The 16,873-nt window shown below is 70.0% G+C and carries 17 protein-coding genes and 1 tRNA gene; 6 read left to right on the forward strand and 12 right to left on the reverse strand.

Going from position 1 to position 16,873, the window contains the following annotated elements:
* Positions 1-43: 43 nt before the first annotated feature.
* The 5 genes from JEK78_RS13395 to JEK78_RS13415 form a co-directional block, all read right to left on the reverse strand.
* Positions 44-1,564 carry a class I tRNA ligase family protein gene (locus JEK78_RS13395; RefSeq protein ID WP_200258783.1) on the reverse strand — a complete coding sequence of 507 codons (1,521 nt, stop codon included), beginning with the start codon at positions 1,562-1,564 and terminating at the stop codon, positions 44-46.
* 49 nt (positions 1,565-1,613) lie between these two features.
* Entirely contained in the window at positions 1,614-1,820 is a 207-nt protein-coding gene (locus tag JEK78_RS13400) for an acyl carrier protein (RefSeq protein ID WP_200264150.1), read from the reverse strand.
* Between the two features lie 96 nt (positions 1,821-1,916).
* Positions 1,917-2,690 carry an SDR family oxidoreductase gene (locus JEK78_RS13405; protein ID WP_200258784.1) on the reverse strand — a complete coding sequence of 258 codons (774 nt, stop codon included), beginning with the start codon at positions 2,688-2,690 and terminating at the stop codon, positions 1,917-1,919.
* A 46-nt stretch (positions 2,691-2,736) separates the two neighbouring features.
* Positions 2,737-3,723 (reverse strand): DMT family transporter, encoded by a 987-nt coding sequence (locus JEK78_RS13410; protein WP_242483063.1) that lies wholly within the window; start codon positions 3,721-3,723, stop codon positions 2,737-2,739.
* Between the two features lie 211 nt (positions 3,724-3,934).
* On the reverse strand, positions 3,935-5,284 hold the full coding sequence (locus JEK78_RS13415) for a PqqD family protein (protein WP_207187879.1): 1,350 nt from the start codon (positions 5,282-5,284) through the stop codon (positions 3,935-3,937).
* Position 5,285: 1 nt separating this feature from the next.
* Between JEK78_RS13415 and JEK78_RS13420 the strand changes: the two genes are divergently transcribed.
* From JEK78_RS13420 to JEK78_RS13440, 5 genes are all read left to right on the forward strand, one after another.
* On the forward strand, positions 5,286-5,936 hold the full coding sequence (locus tag JEK78_RS13420; protein WP_200258786.1) for a hypothetical protein: 651 nt from the start codon (positions 5,286-5,288) through the stop codon (positions 5,934-5,936).
* The gene (locus JEK78_RS13425; RefSeq protein WP_200258787.1) at positions 5,933-7,174 is read left to right on the forward strand and encodes an ATP-grasp domain-containing protein; all 1,242 of its coding nucleotides are present in this window, start codon (positions 5,933-5,935) and stop codon (positions 7,172-7,174) included. Before JEK78_RS13420 ends, JEK78_RS13425 begins: the two co-directional genes overlap by 4 nt.
* A gap of 7 nt (positions 7,175-7,181) precedes the next feature.
* Entirely contained in the window at positions 7,182-8,141 is a 960-nt protein-coding gene (locus tag JEK78_RS13430) for a hypothetical protein (protein ID WP_200258789.1), read from the forward strand.
* An 875-nt stretch (positions 8,142-9,016) separates the two neighbouring features.
* Positions 9,017-9,322 carry a hypothetical protein gene (locus tag JEK78_RS23370; RefSeq protein WP_242483064.1) on the forward strand — a complete coding sequence of 102 codons (306 nt, stop codon included), beginning with the start codon at positions 9,017-9,019 and terminating at the stop codon, positions 9,320-9,322.
* A gap of 114 nt (positions 9,323-9,436) precedes the next feature.
* Entirely contained in the window at positions 9,437-9,820 is a 384-nt protein-coding gene (locus tag JEK78_RS13440; protein WP_242483065.1) for a hypothetical protein, read from the forward strand.
* Positions 9,821-10,330: 510 nt separating this feature from the next.
* Here JEK78_RS13440 and JEK78_RS13445 read toward each other — a convergent pair.
* Entirely contained in the window at positions 10,331-10,819 is a 489-nt protein-coding gene (locus JEK78_RS13445) for a YajQ family cyclic di-GMP-binding protein (protein WP_200258793.1), read from the reverse strand.
* A gap of 241 nt (positions 10,820-11,060) precedes the next feature.
* Between JEK78_RS13445 and JEK78_RS13450 the strand changes: the two genes are divergently transcribed.
* Positions 11,061-11,142, forward strand: a tRNA-Tyr gene (locus tag JEK78_RS13450).
* A 102-nt stretch (positions 11,143-11,244) separates the two neighbouring features.
* On the opposite strand, the gene JEK78_RS13455 is transcribed toward JEK78_RS13450, so the two are convergent.
* The 6 genes from JEK78_RS13455 to JEK78_RS13480 all read right to left on the reverse strand — a co-directional run bounded on the left by JEK78_RS13455 (position 11,245) and on the right by JEK78_RS13480 (position 16,763).
* A complete protein-coding gene (locus tag JEK78_RS13455; protein ID WP_242483066.1) occupies positions 11,245-12,672 on the reverse strand; it encodes a tyrosine-type recombinase/integrase in 1,428 nt (475 codons plus the stop codon).
* 71 nt (positions 12,673-12,743) lie between these two features.
* On the reverse strand, positions 12,744-12,932 hold the full coding sequence (locus tag JEK78_RS13460) for a helix-turn-helix domain-containing protein (RefSeq protein ID WP_200258795.1): 189 nt from the start codon (positions 12,930-12,932) through the stop codon (positions 12,744-12,746).
* 442 nt (positions 12,933-13,374) lie between these two features.
* Positions 13,375-14,850: an ATP-binding protein gene (locus JEK78_RS13465; protein ID WP_200264152.1), complete on the reverse strand. Its 1,476-nt coding sequence runs from the start codon at positions 14,848-14,850 to the stop codon at positions 13,375-13,377.
* A 2-nt stretch (positions 14,851-14,852) separates the two neighbouring features.
* The gene (locus JEK78_RS13470; RefSeq protein ID WP_200258797.1) at positions 14,853-15,707 is read right to left on the reverse strand and encodes a bifunctional DNA primase/polymerase; all 855 of its coding nucleotides are present in this window, start codon (positions 15,705-15,707) and stop codon (positions 14,853-14,855) included.
* Positions 15,708-15,794: 87 nt separating this feature from the next.
* A complete protein-coding gene (locus JEK78_RS13475) occupies positions 15,795-16,283 on the reverse strand; it encodes a hypothetical protein (protein WP_200258800.1) in 489 nt (162 codons plus the stop codon).
* Positions 16,284-16,295: 12 nt separating this feature from the next.
* On the reverse strand, positions 16,296-16,763 hold the full coding sequence (locus JEK78_RS13480; RefSeq protein ID WP_200258803.1) for a hypothetical protein: 468 nt from the start codon (positions 16,761-16,763) through the stop codon (positions 16,296-16,298).
* Positions 16,764-16,873: the final 110 nt, after the last annotated feature.

Consider the following 16,873-nt stretch of genomic DNA (forward strand, 5'->3'; position numbering starts at 1 on the left):
TCAACTGATTCTGAAACGATCAGTAAAGCCCCCCGAACGAGCGTCAGATGAGACGCCAGGTCCTGCTCAGCTGCTCTTGGGCACGGCGGTCGGGTAGGCCAGCCAAGACCCACGCCAGTGTCTCATAGACGACAAGCGCATCATCGGCCGGTGTCTCGCCCTTCGCCAGGGTCTTCTGCAGCCGGTACAGGTGGGTGAATGCCTGCTTGGCGTCACGGCGCTGGAGCAGCGTCTTGATCTGACCGGCGGCCTTCATCACGGCCGTGTCGGCCTCACCCTCCGGTACCCGGTCCAGCTCAGTGAGAGCGGTGTGCGCCGCCAGAAAGCGTTCGGCCGTCTCCACGTGCTGGGGCTTCACCGGCAAAGAGTCCTGCGCCGCGGCGGCCGTCAGCAGCGTCAGTTCGAGAACGTCCCCCGGGACGCCCTCGGACTTCCCGGTGACCGTGCCGACCAGCACCACGTCGGGGGCCTCCTCGGACACGGGCCCCAGGTCCGGCTCGGCGCGGAGCAGCCGCAGCGCGAGCAGATCGGACTCGATGGCCGACGAGGGTGCCACGACGCTGAGTTCGGCCTGGCGCACCGCCGGGTCGAGGACGGCGAGGACCGCGGCGGCCCGCACCTGGGCAGGGCTGCCGGCGGTCTCATGACCGGCGGTCGCGACCGTACGGCGGTCCTGGTCCCAGAAGATCTTGTCCGGGCCGTCGGCGGCGAATGCTGCCACGGGGAATGATCCCAACCCGAAATCCGTGTAGGGACAGGCCAGTTCGCGTTCCGCGAGGACGCGGAAGTATTCGGTCTGTGCCGCGGTGAAGTCGAGGCCGTCGGTGGCCCCGGTGCGGACGGCCTGCCCGGTCTTCACGACCGGGGGTGTCAACCAGGTCTCCGGGCTGCCGTCGTGACCGGCCGGGGCCAGCGCGAAACGCACGGGCAGACCGACATCCCGGCCGAAGGCCAGGTCCGCCGGGTCGTGGCCCGGGTTGACGAGGACGGCGCCGGTGCCGAACTCCGGCTTGACCCAGGCGGCGGTCCAGATCGGCAGCAGGTCACCGGTGAGCGGATGACGGCAGTACCGGCCGGCGAAGGCGGCACCGCGCCCGGGCGCCAGCCCGGAACTCAGCGGGTGCCCCGGGTGTACGGCGACGGCGCACGCGGCGGGGCTGGGAGACCAGTCGGTGGTGAAGACCTGGAGGGTGACGTCCGTCTGCGCAGAGTCCTCCAGCGGAAACACGAACAGCGCCCCGGAGGTGCGGCGAACGGCCTTGCGCTGACGCGACGCCGTCGCCTGCGGCCACACGCCGTCCGCCTCCGCCCCGACGCGCTCCCGGGCCGCACGTGTGGGCACGTACCGGATCTCTCCGCTGACCGGCGGTTCGCCTCCGCCGACCAGGCAGGCCGCGGCGGCGAGTCGGGTGAGCACGGCAGGCGCGTCGGCGCTGCCGTCGAGCGTGGCGGAGGCCCGGCCCTCGACGGTGGCGAGGCGGCTGACGAGTCCGGCGTGTCCGCGGCAGCGGAGGGACACCAGAGGAGCCTGAGGGGCCGCGAGGGACAGTACGAAGTGGTTCACCGTGTCTCTCCACTATGACGGTCGGACATGCGCGACCCCGATGCCGGGATCAGGCCTGGTGCTTGAGGATGTAGTCGGTCGCGTCGCGGACCGTCCTCAGCGTCTTGACGTCCTCGTCCGGGATCTTGATGCCGAAGCGCTCCTCGGCGGCGACGACCACCTCGACCATGGACAGGGAGTCGACGTCCAGGTCGTCGGTGAAGGACTTGTCCGCCTGGACGTCCTCGACCGGGATGCCGGCGATCTCGTTCACGATCTCGGCGAGACCCGCGGTGGTCTATTCGAGGGTGAGGGACATGTCAGTGCTCCTTCGGTGTGCTGTTCGGGAAAGGGGGCGTTGCCGGGCGCACGGCTAGAGGCTGCGTACGAGGCCGCCGTCACAGCGCAGCGCGGTTCCGGTGATGTACGACGCCGGCGCACCGCACAGGAACGCGGCGGCCGCGCCGAACTCCTCGGGGCGGCCGTACCGGCCGGCGGGGATCGTGGCGACCGATGCCCGCGTCACCTCGGCGAGGGGGCGACTGGAGCATGCGGCGTTCGCGGCGTCGACGGCGGCGGTGCGGTCCGTCTCGATGCGACCGGGCAGCAGGAGGTTGACGGTGACACCGTCCGAGGCGACCTCGGCCGCGAGTGATTTGAGGTACGCGGCCAGCGCGGCCCTGCCGAGGTTGGACAGCGCCAGATTGGGCAGGGGCGTGACGATCCCGCTGGAGCCCACCGCCAGGATGCGGCCCCAGCCGCGTTCGCGCATGGCGGGCAGCGCCAGCGCGACCAGCTGCATGTGCCGGCGCAGCATCGCATCGAGCGCGGCGTCGACATCGGTGGCGCTGATGTCGGCTGCCGGCGCGGGCTTCGGGCCAGGGCCGTTGAGCACCAGGACGTCGGCCGGGCCGAACGCCTCGACCGTCGCCTCGTATAGCTTCGCCGGGCCGTCCTCGGCGAGGAGGTCCACCTCGATGCCGACGGCGCTGGGCAGTTCCCCGGCGATCTCCTTCGCCCGGTCACCCCGTCGGCCGCAGACGACCGTGTCGGCTCCCTCCGCGGCCAGCGCCCGGGCGATGGCCGCGCCCAGTCCTCCCGTGGAGGAGCAGACGAGCGCCGTACGCCCGGAAAGCCCGAGATCCATAGCAACCCCCTGAACGACTGGTTCGAAGTGACGCGGGCGTCGCCGGTCAACGCCCCTGTGCGGGCGCCGGGTCGGGCGCTTGGCCAAAAGCCGGGTCCGAGGCCGGACGGCGGCGGAACCGCATGGCGCCGAGGGTGGCGAAGAGGGCCCCGCCCAGCATGATCAGCGTGCCGACCAGCTGCACGCCGGTGAACGACTCACCGAGGAACACGGTCGAGAAGAAGGACCCGAAGACCGGCACGGTGAACATCATGACGGTCGCCGTGGACGGGCTCACGCTGCGCAGGCCCCGGTAGTAGAAGAGGTAGGCGATCGCGGTGGGCCCGACCGCGAGGAAGACGACGTTCGCCCACGCGAGTCCAGAGACCGACTGCCAGGACACGTCACTCGCCTCCGGCACGGCGAGTGCGATCAGCCCCAGACCGCCGACCCCGGTGCCCCACGCGGTCGCCCGCAGCGGATCCACGCCAGCCAGCAGCGACTTCGACAGGATGCTGTAGGCCGCCCAACACGCCGCTCCCGCGACGAAGACGAGATCGCCGGCCAGCCGGGTGGATCCGGCCGCGTTCCCGCTGACGCCGAGGAAGAAGAGCAGCGCTCCGGCCACACCGATGGTCAGCCCGATTATACGCGGCCAGGAGGCGGTCTCCCGACCCAGCAGGATCAGGGTGGCCGTGGTGAGGATCGGGCTCAGCACGGGAACGATGATGCTGCCGTCCAGCGAGGGGGCGAGGGACAGCCCCCAGAAGAAGAAGACGTTGTACGCCAGGACGCCGAGCAGGCCGGCGAGGCCCGCGCGTACGGCCGCGACGCCTCCGATGGGAGCCGAACGGCCGCGGAGCAGCACCGCCACGAGGATCAGCAGCAACCCGCCCCCGCCGAACCGGAGAGCCGCCGCCACCTCGTGCGGCATCTCGCCGACCACCACCTTGGAACTGGCGAAGGCGCTGCCGAACATGACCATGGTGACAAGGAGGTTCAGGTACGGCGCGGTGCCGGAACCCGCCGCGGCGCGCGGCATGTCGGTCGTCATCGGGACGTCACCGATCCCTTCATCACCGTGTCGGAGCCGTCGTCGCCGACGGCGACGACCGCGGTCTCGGTCCTGAGGCGCTCGGGAGCCGCGTGCTGCTGGTCTTCCATGGGGCTGGACCCTACCGCCGACCGGCCCGACAACGTGCCTTCCGCTGTCGGACCGGGAATCACACTTCTGGCAGAACGTGGCCGATGTACAACGTAGTTGATTAGCGGCCGCCGACCCTGTCGAGCACCTCTTCGCCGTCGGGGCTGCGCTTGACCCTGATGATCTTCTTGTGTGGGTCGCTGTCCATGACCAGCGGCAGGACCCCGGCCTGCGCTCCCCGGTCCGCGAACGGCGACCACAGCGGCCCGTCGTGGAGGGCCCGCAGATCGGTCAGGCTCAGTCCGCTGATCCGCTCTAGGCGGGAGGCGAGCACCGCGTCGTCCTCTTTGCAGGCCAGCAGCGCGCGGATCTGGTCCTCGCACGCCAGCAGCTCGGGGAGTTCGCAGGAGAGGTAGTGCCGCAGGTTCACCGCGCCGCCTGCGAACGGCGAGTGGACCATGCAGACCAGTTGAGTGGTGTCCACCCCGAACGCGTTCTCGCCGTAGAGGGTCGCCGCCACGCGCATCGACGCGGCGCCCTCCTCGGTGCGGTAGCGGTCCTCCATCTCCTGGACGAGGTGGTCGGGGAAGTGCTTCTTGCGCATCAGCCCTAGCGCGAACTCAAGGTACTGGCCTATGCCCTCCCGGTAGGTGCGCTGGTAGACGTGCTCGGTCCGCAGGCCGCGCAGGTGGGCCATGAGAGCGGGATTCGCGCAGTCGGACTCGGTGAAGTTGAACGCGATCTCGTCGAAGACGAACCCGAGGAAGTTGGTAAGGAGCCTCCAGTGGGCGCCCGAGGCGTAGCTCGTGTAGTCGTAGATCGAGAAGAACTCCAGAGCGGTGGGGATGTCCGAGGCCACCCCGCGTTCCTTGACCCGCTCGACGTTGTCCGTGCCGTGGATCTCCTGGAAGTAGGCCTGGGCCAGCCCATCGAGGGTCTCCAGTGTGCCCTTGAAGCCTTTCTTGCCGTCGGCGGGCTTCAGGCCGGCGCCTCGCGCCAGTTGGCGGATCCACAGCGCGTAGTCGCGCTGCTCCTGTGGGGAGTCGCCTGTGATGATGAGGTCTACGCCCCCGCCGTGGCGGGCCGCGACACCGAAGGAGTCCGCCACGTTCAGGTTGCAGGCGTTGCAGAACGTGGCCCTGCCGTCGCCGTAGGAGCGGTGCCCGGACATCAGCATGTCGGTCCGGTTGAACGCGATCAGCCGGTGCGGCATGCTGCGGTCCCGGTCGAAGGGGACGACCTGACCGCCTTCCACGAGCAGCAGTTCGACGTCCGGGTCGTCGTAGATCCCCAGCGCCTGATAGGTGCGGTCGATGTTCAGCATCACCTGGTACGGCATGCCGCCGTGCCGCATGGTGACCACGCGCAGGTTGAAGGTCTCGCCGTGCCGTTCGGCGAGGGCCAGGTGGACCGCCCGTACGAACGCCACCGCGTAGGCGCTGTCCTTGCCCCCGCCATAGGCGACCATCACGGTGTTCGACCGGATCGCCCGGCCGTGGCAGGGTGTTGTAGAGCTTGGTGGCGCAGACACGCGTCTCGCCGCCGCCTCCCACGTGCCGTGGCAGGACATCGTGGCGGAGCTGATCGACCTGATCAACGCGCACGCGTCCCGCTGGGACGCCCAATCCCGCAGCGCCGTCCTGGGACGGTACAAGCAGCTGATGTCCCGCTACATCTCCGCCATTCTCCTCCGCAACGCGTCACTTCTGGCCGACTACCTGTCCGACGGCCGTCTACGGATCGCCCCGCGATACCCCCAGCACATCGAACCCCAGGCCGACGAGTGGATGGTGCGGTGGCCCGACGGCAGCACACAGCCCTTCGACCACATCGTCTGCGCCGCCGGATACCGCGTCGCGCCGATGCGCAGCACCCCCACCGGGCTGCGCATCGGCCACGGTTCCGACGGGGCCGCGCCGGAGGTCCTCGAAGATCTCCGTGTGCGGTTCACCCCCGAGGGCCCGGCCGAGCGAGTCTGGGCACTCGGTGCCTGCGCGGGGGCTCGCTACCCGATCGTCAACTATCTGCGGACAGCAGCCCAGCCCGCGGCCGTCGTCGCCCGGCAGGTCTCCCGGAACAGCACCGAGGACGCCGAGCCGCGTATGGAAAGGATCTCCCTGTGATCGCCCTTGTCAACCCGGTCTCCAGCGGTACCGAACTCGCCGACGCGTTCACCGAGGAAGGCGCCGACTGCCTGCACGTCTACACCCAGGACCAGGCAGCCGCCTTCCACAGCGCGACCGGGCGCGGGATCAAGTCGCTCCTGCACACCGGGCCCAGCGAGACGGCTGAGAAGCTGCGTGCTGCCGGAGTGCACACCGTGATCGCGGCTAGCGAGTTCGGCGTGACCCTCGCCGACGAACTCTCGGAGCTGCTCGGCCTTCCGCACCATCAGCACGAGCTGCGGGCCGCGCGCCGCGACAAGTACCTGATGGCCGCGGCGCTGGCCGACGCCGGCCTGCCGCACGCCCGCACCGTGCTGATCCGTGGCGAGGGGGAGCTTCGCGAAGCGCTTGACGGATGGGACGCCTTCCCCCTCATGGTCAAGCCGCTCAACAGCGCTGGCAGCGACGGCTGCCACGTCAGCGCCGACGCCGAAGAGGCTGTCGCCGCGTTCCGGGCTGCCGCCGGTCGCCTCAACCTCATGGGGGAGGTCAACGACGAGGTGCTGCTTCAGGAGTTCCTCGACGGCACCCAGTACATCGTGAACACGGTGAGCATGGAGGGCCGCCACCTGCTCACCGAGGTCTACGCGGAACGCATCGACCAAGTGGACGGCGCCCCTGTGCTGCGGCACATCATCTCGCGCCCCGTTCTCGACGACGCGGAGCGGGAACTCGTCGACTACGTGCTTCGCTGCCTGGACGCCCTGGGCATCCAGGAGGGCGCGGCCCATACGGAGGTCATGCTCACCAGCCAGGGACCACGCCTGGTGGAGGTCAACTCCCGGGTCATGGGGCCGTCGCTGGCCCCCGACCCGTACCACGCGGCCTTCGGCTACAGCCACCAACACCTCGTCGTGGAGCGCTTCCTGCGCCCCGAGGAGTTCGCCCGGCGCTTCGAACTGCCCTACACGGCCGCGCGTACGGTCGCCAAGGTGTTCCTGCGGTCGCACCGTCCGGGGGTGCTGCGCGCGGTGGACGGGGCGCGGACCCTGCGCAGGCTGGCGGGCTTCCACAGCGTCGACCGGCTTCCCACCGTCGGCGAGCCGATCCGCGACCGCCACCTCACCACCGGGGCCAGCGGAATCGCCTACCTCGTACACGAGGACGAGGACCTGCTGCTCAACTCGCTCGGCGTGATCCACGACCTTGAGGACACCGGAGGGTTCTACCGCCTCGTCGATGCCGGACAGGACTGAGATCCCCTTGCCCATCGCACTCATCGTCGTCTCCGTCCTGCTACAGGCCGGCACCGAGGGCTTTCTGTCGGGCCGGCTCGATGTGACGGGAAGCCTGCTGTTCTCCCTGCTCGCCTTCGTGGCGACCACGGCCGTCTTCCTGCTGACGTCCAGGCTGCGCGGGCGCCCCCGGCCGGAGGCGCCGCGCCGGCTGGTACGACGGCTGCTGTGGCGGATGAACATCGCGAGCGCGCTGACGTTTCTGGGCTTCTACCTGGCCCTGGCCTGGGTTCCGGCCGCACTGGCCGCCAGCCTCATGGCGGGCGTCGGACCACTGGCCGTCGCGCTGATCGACACCGTGCGCCGCGCGGGAGCGCCGGGGCGGGCGAGTTGGCTGCGGGCCGTCACGCTGCTGGTGGTGTCGCTGACCGCGGCGGTGTCGTGCATGCCGGAGGGCGCGCTGTCGGACGCCGGGCCCGCCACGGTCGCCGGTGGGGCGCTGGCCGTGGTCGCGGGGTTCGGGGCGGCCTATCTGGCGATGGTGTCGCGGCGCCTGGGGGCTCTCGGGCTGGACCCAGCGGTGGTGATGGCCCACCGCTTTCACCTCACCTACGCGCTGGCCGCCGTCCTGCTGCTGGTCCGCGGAGGGCCCGGTGACCAGGAGCTGGGCTTCGGCGCGGCGGCGGCAGCCGGCCTGCTGGGCGTAGTCGTCCCGCTCTATCTGCTACAGATCGGAATCCAACGGTGTCCCCCGATGGTCACCATGGTCCTGCTCACTGCCCTGCCCGGCCTGACCTACCTGGCACAGATCTTCTTCGGCGACCTGTTCCGGCCGCTGAGCGCGGTGCTGATCGGGGCGCTGATCGCGCTGGCCCTGTTGTTCGCCTGGGCCGAAGAGCGTTCTCGCCCGGCCCCCCACCGCGCCCTGGATCCCGACCGTACGGAAGATCCTGCGGGCCCCGAGGTGGCCGCCGGCGCGATCTCGTAACCCGGAAGCGTCACAGCACCACTATGCAACGATCTGAGGAGTTCGCCTGTGACCACCGTTCTCGTCATCGGCGGAGCGGTACCGAGGGAGTCCGGCTTCGTCCGGGACATCTGCGATCGGGCCATGGCCCAGTTCCGGGCTTGCGGGGCCCGGGTCGTGCTCACCGACACAAAGGAGAACCTCGCGGCGGCACCCGAGCTGGCGGCCTTGGCCGCAGAGATCCACGAATTGGACTTTGCGGACGCGTCGGCGTGCCGGGAGTGGACGACCGCCTACGCCCGGAAGGCACCCGTGGACGCGGTGGTCGGCTTCCGTGAGTACGCCGCGGTGAGCGTGGCCGAGGTCGCGGCGGCCCTGGGCCTCCCCGGCAATCCACCCGAGGTCGTGCGCCGGATCCGTACGAAGGACGAGTGCCGTACCCACCTTCGGCTGCACGGCCTGCGACAACCGGAGCTGAGGGTGTGCGGGAGCGAGCAGGAGGCGGCCGAGTTCCTCCGGGGCCACGGCCCCGAGGTGGTGGTCAAGCCGCGGCGGGGCTCCAGCAGCGAAGGCGTGCGCAGGGTTTCCGATCCGACGGCGATCGCAGCCGCGTTCGAGGCGGCGCGGGACGCGGAGGGGCTGGTACTCGTCGAGGAGTTCGTGTCGGGACCCAAGTTCAGCGTGGAGGGCATCTTCGTCGGAGGCGATCCACACGTGCTGGCCGTCACCCGCAAGCAGCTCGCACCGGGAGCCTTCGTGGAGATGGGGCACACCATGCCCGCCCCCGATCTCCGGGGCAGAGGAGGCCGACGTCGTCTCCACCGTGACCCGGGCCCTGCGGGTCCTCGGGCTGGAGCGCGGGCACTTCCACGTCGAATGCTGGATCACGGACTCCGGTGTCGTCCTCGGACAACGCCAAGACGATGGCGCTGGTGCGGCGGCTACTTCAGCAGCACGGTCACGGCCCTCTGGCCGCGACCGTCAAGAGCCGCTACAGCAGGACCATGCGCGAGCGGCAGCTGTCCAACGGCTGCGTTCACTGCGACGCACTGCAGGGCAACTTCCCCGTGCACGACGAGGCACTGGGCCGTGTCGCAGCGAGCGGCATGGATGGGCTGGACACGTTGCTGGTCGCCGCTTGCCCGGTGCTGGAGTGGCAGGCCGTCGTCCACGACAACAGCGGCGGCGTGATGGCCATCTGAGCTCACACGCAACGAGAACCTCCTGGTCAGGCCCACTCATCCGAACTCGTACGGCTCACGGTCGCCGACGACGGCACGGCGAGCGGCCCGGTTCTCGGCGGACAGGTCTCGTTCATGCTGGCCCGTCCCCACCTTCCGCCGCCGCTGGGCATCCTGCCGAACCTTGGCGATGGCGGCGCGGTGCCCGTGGAGTTGGGCGCGGATGTGCTCGACGACTGGACCGCCCGGTTCGTCGCGCAGTTCGCCGCGCCGCGCGCGCAGCGGCTCACGCTGGAACGCGGCGGCCGGACCGAACGCGTCGTGATCGATATGGCCGCCGAGGCGTGGGCGGTCGCCTTCCAAGACGGCGGCCGGTGGATGGTCCGGCAGGGCGGCGCGGCGCGTCTGTGGGACGAGATCACCGAGCGTGTCACGCAGTGGCAGGCGGACGGGCGCCCGCCTGCCGACCGTATGCGGCCGCACGTCGGCCCCGACAGGCAACGCCTCACCTGGGCGTGACCGCGGGCCGACAGCCTCCATGCCGCCCCCGCCCGTCGTTCCCCCGTGGCGGACGGCTTCCTCACGCGCCCGGGGGCTGACTCTTTCGGGGCCCGTGTTCGCGCTGGGCATGGCGGGTTTCCGGTCGCCGCGCCTCACGCGTGCGCGCAGGACTCCGCGAGCTGCTGAAACGGCGCCTCCGGCGCGTCGCGTTCCATCTGGTCGTCCCGGCCCTGCCGCGAGCCTGTCCGACGCGGCGCACGGGCGCCCGCGTGGTCGGTGCGAGACGGACGGCGAGGAGGGCACTCACCGAGACGTACGAGCGGTAACACGCGGCGTGGATACGGGCGGGCAAGCCCCGGGGGAGCGAGCCGGCCCGTGCAAAGGCACGGGACGGCGCGAGCCTCCATGACCTACGGCACTCCTACGCCTCGCTGCTCATCAGGCTCGGCGAGAACGTCAAGACGGGATCAGGGGCGGCTCGGCCACGCCGGCCGTCCCGACCACCGCCGGACGGGCAGGACCAGGTGATCAGCGGTAGTTGACGAACTGCAGGGCGAAGTCGAACTCCTTGCCCTTCAGCAGCGCGATCACCGCCTGGAGATCGTCGCGGCTCTTGGAGGTGACGCGGAGTTCGTCTCCTTGAACCTGCGCCTTGACGCCCTTCGGCCCCTCGTCCCGGATGATCTTGGCGACCTTCTTGGCGTTCTCCTGGGAGATGCCCTCCTGGATCGTCGCGAAGATCTTGTATTCCTTTCCGGAGAGCTGAGGGTCGCCGACCTCCAGCGCCTTCAGCGAGATGCCGCGCTTGACCAGCTTGGACTGGAAGACGTCCAAGACCGCCTTGACCCGGTCCTCGGAGGTCGCCTCCAACAGGATCTTCTCGCCGGACCACGAGATCGAGGCGCCGACACCTTTGAAGTCGTAGCGCTGAGAGATCTCCTTGGCGGCCTGGTTGAGGGCGTTGTCGACCTCCTGCCGCTCGACCTTCGAGACGATGTCGAAACTGGAGTCGGCCATGTGCTGTGGCTCCTTGTGTCTGAGTGTCTGAGTGCCTGATGCGAGCGCGAGGCGATCCGCCTCGTCGAACGTCGGCGGTTGCCGGACCTCCCCGGGACCGGATCGCGTCCGTGCCAGGGTAGTCACTGTCCGCCGTCGAGGCGTAGATCAATCCGGTGGCGGAGCACCCGTGCGGATCGGGTATGGTTTACGTCGTTGCCACGGAGCGGCGCGCGAGAGCGACGCGAGCGGCAGCGAACCAGGCGGTGTGCCCGAGCGGCCAAAGGGAGCAGACTGTAAATCTGCCGGCTCAGCCTTCCCAGGTTCGAATCCTGGCGCCGCCACACGACCGATAGGGTCTGTGACCAGCAGTAATGCTGGTCACAGACCCTATCGTCGTTCGCGAGGGCGGAATGGTCGAAACAGGTGCTATTTCCCGGTCTGTCTCACCCTGATTCGGGTGCTGACCAGTCCGTGTGGGGCGGGTGTGGGGCGCCGCCGGCGCCCTGGTCGCGGTTCCTCAGCGCCTGCTCGATCCGAGCGTTGGCCGTTGCGGCACCGCCGTGCAGGCACTTGGCGTAGACCCGGAACAGCACGGCCACGCTGTGGCCGGCGCGCGCCGCCACTTCCTGCGGTTCCACGCCGGAGCTGAGCCACGTGGAGACGGCAGCGTGACGTAGGTCATATGGACGCTTGGCCAACGACGACGCGTACTGAGTGGGAGTGAGGGCGCGCGTGCGGGCTTCCGCCCACACCTCGCCGTATCCGGTGTCCTGGATGAGCCCACCACGTTGCGTTCGAAACAACCGCCCGTCGGGAGCCATGCCGTACGCGGTGATGTGCCACCGGAGCAGGTTCACCAGGTCGGGCGGAATCGGAACGGTACGGATGGCCTTTCGGGGCCGGTGCTTGAGCCCCCTGCGGTCGTGCGCCTCGCCGCTGTCCGTCCAGGCCGCTCCGGAGCGCGGGCGAGTCTCCCGGAGCCGCAACATGCCCCACCCTCGGCGCGGTAGGTCGCAGTCTTGGATTCGGAGACCGATGACCTCAGCCGGCCGCGCCGCTGCGTAGTACATGCACCCGAAGAACGCGACCAGGCGCCGCCCGCGGGGGCTCTGCGTGCGCACGGCGTCGAGCAGCGCGAGAGCCTGCCGAGGGTCTGGCACTGAGGCGGGGTCCAGCTCTTCGGCTACCTGCTCCGGAGCCTTCCACTGCACTTGGGGCAGGGGGTTGTCTGCTAGGCGCCCGGCGTCGACGGCGTAGCCGAGGGAGTTGTGGAAGATGGCACGCTTCCGCCGGATGGTCGACGCGGACGCCGTGGTGCCGTCCAGCTTCTTGGTCAGGGAGTCCAGAGCGGTGCGTACATGCATCCGGTCGGCCAAGGCGGACGTGGGCAGCGACTTCCGCTCGAACCACGCCAGTACAGCGGCGACGTCGTCCGGGAGTTCCCGATCACGACGGCTCATGTTGAATGCCCAACTGTAGAGAGCCGTCCGCACGGTCTTGGCGTCGGCCATTCCCTTGGTGCTCGTGACGAGCGCTGGTGTCACTGTGGCCATGGCTTCCGCGAGAGTCCGGCGCGTCGAGCCGGGGGAGTGCTGCCACTTCATCTCGATGTACTCGCGTGCGTGCTGATACCAGCTCACGTCGTTGCGCTTCCGGAGTTCTGAGACCGGCACCCCGGTCGACTCGTCGAACGGCTCCCCGGCGTGAGCGGCCCGCAGCAACTCGGCGCGTCGGCCTTCGGCCAGCGTCTTCGTCCGGAAGGTCTGAGAGTGCGGAGTCCCTCCCGTTTTCCAGCGCAGCTCTGCGGAACTCTGACCACGGTCCTTCCGCTGGCGGACGGACCAGATACGGACGTCGTACGTCTTCCCCATCGGGGGCCTTCCTGTGGAAGGGGCCCGGCCAGAACCGGGCCCCTTAGGTGGCGGGGGGTGAATCGGTGGGATCAGTAGGCGGGCGAGTCCAGGTTGCCGAGCCAGTCGTCCAGGTCACTGCGGCGGATCCGCAGGTGACCGTTGGGCAGCTTCACGAGTCGCGGGGCCTGTCCGCGGGCTCGCATGCGGTAGAAGGCGGCGCGGCTCATGCCGATCTCGGTGAGGACTTCGGGGAGCTTGAGCATCTGCGGGCGGGACATGTCACTCCTCATGGGGATTGCAGGTGCTGTGCTGGGGTGCGTGTGTGTCCGAGGTTCGGATTTCTGCGTCATCGCGTCACCTGCGTCATTCGGGCTCTTGACCTGCGGCTATCGGTGACGGAGCGCGGGTGGGGTGTGTCACCGCCGCGTCATCCGCGTCACCGGTGGGTGACGCGGATGACGCACGATGACGCAGCCGTTGGCTTCTGCGTCACCTCCCTTTCCGCTGGTCGGGGGCCGTTTTCCGTCGGCGGTGACGCAGGTGACGCAGAGTCTTCCTACTTAGGAAAAGAAGGGGGGGTGGTTTCTGTTGTGCGCTCAGGACATGAAGAAGGAGCCGCTTCGCGGCGCGTCCTGGGCAGGGTGCTACGCACCGAAGAGCAAGAGGAGCACGGGCGGGATGCGCCGGGTGCTCTTCTTGCTGTTGTGCGGTGGCCTAGGGTCAGAACGCGGCGCCCTGCCGCGGGCCGGGTGTGGGTGTGGGTTCGGTGAGTTCGATGTAGCGGGCCGTCTTGGTGCGTCCCCAGTCGACGTTCAGGCCGCGCGCGGCGAGGGTGGGTTGCAGGCGCTTGAGGCGGTCTGAGAGGACTTTGCCGGTGGTCGGCCAGCCCTTCGGGAGCGGGCGGCAGTCCTCGCCGCTGTAGAGCCGCGTCAGCAGGTGCAGCCACTCGGCGGAGGTCATCCGCTGTTGCTCCCCGGGCCGCATGTCGGCCGCGTAGCGAAGCACGGTCTGCGCCAGGAGGTCGCCCTCGATGACGTCGTCGTTGAGGTCGTCGAGTCCGGCCCGGTAGGCGGGCAGCGCCCCCAGACCCATCGCGGCGTCGAGCTGCGCGCACAGGTGCGCGAAGTCCGCCATCCGCAGATCCGTCGGCGTCTGCGCCGACGCGGCGCGGACCTTGACCGTCAGGTCCAGCAGCGACCCGAGCACGACGGGCAGGACCTGCGCGTACTCCGCCCACAGCTCCGCCTCGGTACGCCGCACGCGGGGGCGTTCGAGCCGGAGCGGTAGGAGGCGTTCGGCGAGGTCGGGGCGGATGACGCCGACGTCGATGCCGGTGAGCAGGAGTGGGCGGCGGTAGCGGGCGCGGTAAACGTCGCCGTCGGTGAACAGGGCCCGTTTGACGGACTCGGCCCCGGTGACGATGCAGCACATGGCGTCGGACAGGTCCGGGGTCATGTGGGAGAGGTTGTCCAGGGCGGTGACCCACCCGGCGGCGACGGCCGCGATCAGGTTCTCCTCGTCCTTGGGGGCGCGGCGCAGGTCGCTGCTCATGCCCTCGACGACGCGGATGAGCATCCGCCCGGCCGTCGACTTGCCCGCGCCCTGCGGCCCGGTCAGGAACGGGGCGGGGACGGGGCTGCCTGGGTCCAGGCAGCCGACCAACCACGCCATGGCCAGGCATTCGGTCTCGGCGTTGACGAAGTTGCACAGCCGGAACAGCAGGTCGATGCCCTTGCCGTCGGTGTCCGCGGCCGGCAGGGGCAGTTCACCGGTGAGCTGGGTGCGCCGCCAGCACACCTCACGCGGGTCGGGGACGGCGATGTCCCATCCGGTGGGGTGGATGCGCACGGACTGGCCGTCGCCGCGGCCGAGGTCCAGCCACGTGGCGCCGTCGACGCCGGGGGCTACGCGGATGTGCACGTTCTGGGTGGTCTCGGTGAGTGCGAGTGCCTCGATCAAGTCCAGCGCCTCCTTGAGTGCGGTTCCGTTGAACACGCCGATGCCGTCCTTGAACAGGCCGACCATGAGGTCTTGGCGATGGCTCCCTGTGGTGCCCTGGGAGCGGATGGGGCGGGCGACGGGATGGCCGTTCTTCTGCGCGTACACGGTGCCGTCGGCGGTGCGGAAGTACCGGAACCGCTCTTGGGCGTATTCGGCGATGACCTCGCGGGCGGGAGTCTTGTCGTCCTCGGGCATGGTCACAGTCCCAGCCTGGTGCGGGCGTTGGTCCACGCGTCCGTGCAGTGCCGGGGGCTCTCGCCCTTGGCCTGCGCGGCGGCGAACAACCGCGTCGTGTGGTTCTCGGTGAGGCAGCCGCACCGGCCGTGCGTGGAGAGCACGGCGAGGAACGTGGCGTACACGGTCGCGTGCACCGCGCTGGACGCCCCGTTGATGCGCTCCACGGCCATGGCGATGCCACGTTCCAGATAGGCGGGCGTGCGGTGAGGACAGGCGCCCACGGCTGGTGTGGGCAGCGCGTCGATGCACGGGGCCTGGTAGACGGTGGGCGACCTCACGATCAGTGCCCGCACCGTGTCCGGCAACGCGGTGAGGGTGCCGGTACCGGGGCCACGCCAGCGGGCGTAGGCCATCGTCGACTTGATGTCGACGCCGTCGCGCACGCCGTTGGCGGAGGTCATGACGCCCTCATAGATCCAGTGCTCGCCGCGCGTCGTCGGCACGGTGCGGGTGGCAGGCAGGGTCGCTTGGGCCCAGGCCATGGCGTCGGCGTGGTCGAGGTCGACGACGGTCAGGCCCGCGCCGCCCGGGTGGTAGGCGACCGCCGCCGCCTCACGCCATGCCCAGGCCCACTGGGGGGACTCGATGACGGCCGGGTCGGTGGTCGCGGCGGCCCAGCCGTGACACGGGTACGGGCAGGTGCAGGGGCCCGGGGTTTTCATGTTCGGCCGGCCGCCACACGCGGTGTACAGGCAGGCCGGGCAGTTGGCGAAGGGCACCTTGCCCCGGCGCAGCGGCAGGACGGGCACGCCGTCGACCGCCAGACGCAGGGCGGTGCTGAGATGGTCTCGCCGGATCAGCGCGGGATGGGTCATGCTGGGGTATCTCCTGCTCTCTTGGAGTGATGGGAGAAGCCGGGGCGGGCGCGGTCTTGTGCTGAGAGGCGCCCGCCCCGGGCACAGCTAGGCGCAGGTGCAGTCGGGGCGTTCACCGCTGCCGTCGGCGCCGCACCCGCAGCAGTGCGGGTAGACCTCGCCGTCGTCGTCCTCTGCCGCGCACTGGGGGCAGTCGGCGAACTCGTCCTCGTCTTCGCTGGTGTCGTAGCCGAGCGGGCCGAGGGCGGAGTGGACCTGGTCGAGGGCTTCGGCGAGTCGCTGAGCGCGGCCGATCGCGACGCGCGCCATCTGGACGGCGGAGGATGCGGCCTGGTCGGGGCCCTTGCCGCCGTCCACGGTGAGCCGCCCGGCCTGGTGCGCGTCGGTCACGGGCTGGAGCGCCTGGGTGATGGCCTGCGGCAGCATGCGCGACAGTTGCGCGAGCCTCCCGATCAGGCTGTAGGCGTCGCTGGGGTACTTCCAGCCCTCTCCGAGCGTGCGGGTGGTGTGGTTGATGGCGCGGACGGCTTCGGCGGCCTGGTCGGCCAGCGCTACCGGGCTCTGGGGGTGGTCCATGGCGTGCTCCTGTCAGATGTGGAAGTGGTTGCGTTTGATGACGGCCCGGCGGATGTTGACCGTGGTCGCGCTCTTGCCGTGGCCGTGTGCGCTGAAGACCTGGACGGCGATCCATCCGCCGAAAATCACGGCGGCGAGCGTGATGAGCTGGGTGATGAACGCGGTGAGTGCGGCGATGAACGTGGTGAGCATCAGCAGTCCGCCGCACACGGCGGCGAATCCGACCCCCCCGAGCGCGATGTTCACCGCGGCCCGCGAGACGGGCGGTTTCGCGGCGACCGGTTCGGGCTGGACGGGGTTGATGGCGTAGCCGGTGACGACGCGGCCGTCCGGCAGGACGATGCTCGCCACCGCCGGGACCGCGCCCGGCTGCACTGGCACGACCGGCGCCGCGACGGGCACGGTGGGCGGGAGCGGGGTCGGCTGGTGGACTCCTACGGCCCGCTGTGCGGGCACGTGCGGAGCCTGTTCGGGGTACATGCGGAATCCCTTCCGGTACTCGGTGGGGGAGGCAGGGGCACCCCCTTCGGAGTGCCGTGCGGAAGGGTGTTCGGGGGGTCTGAGCCGGCAGGCTCCCCGCCTCCCCGAAA

This window comes from Streptomyces sp. HSG2 (genome assembly GCF_016598575.1).
Taxonomy (GTDB): Bacteria; Actinomycetota; Actinomycetes; order Streptomycetales; family Streptomycetaceae; genus Streptomyces.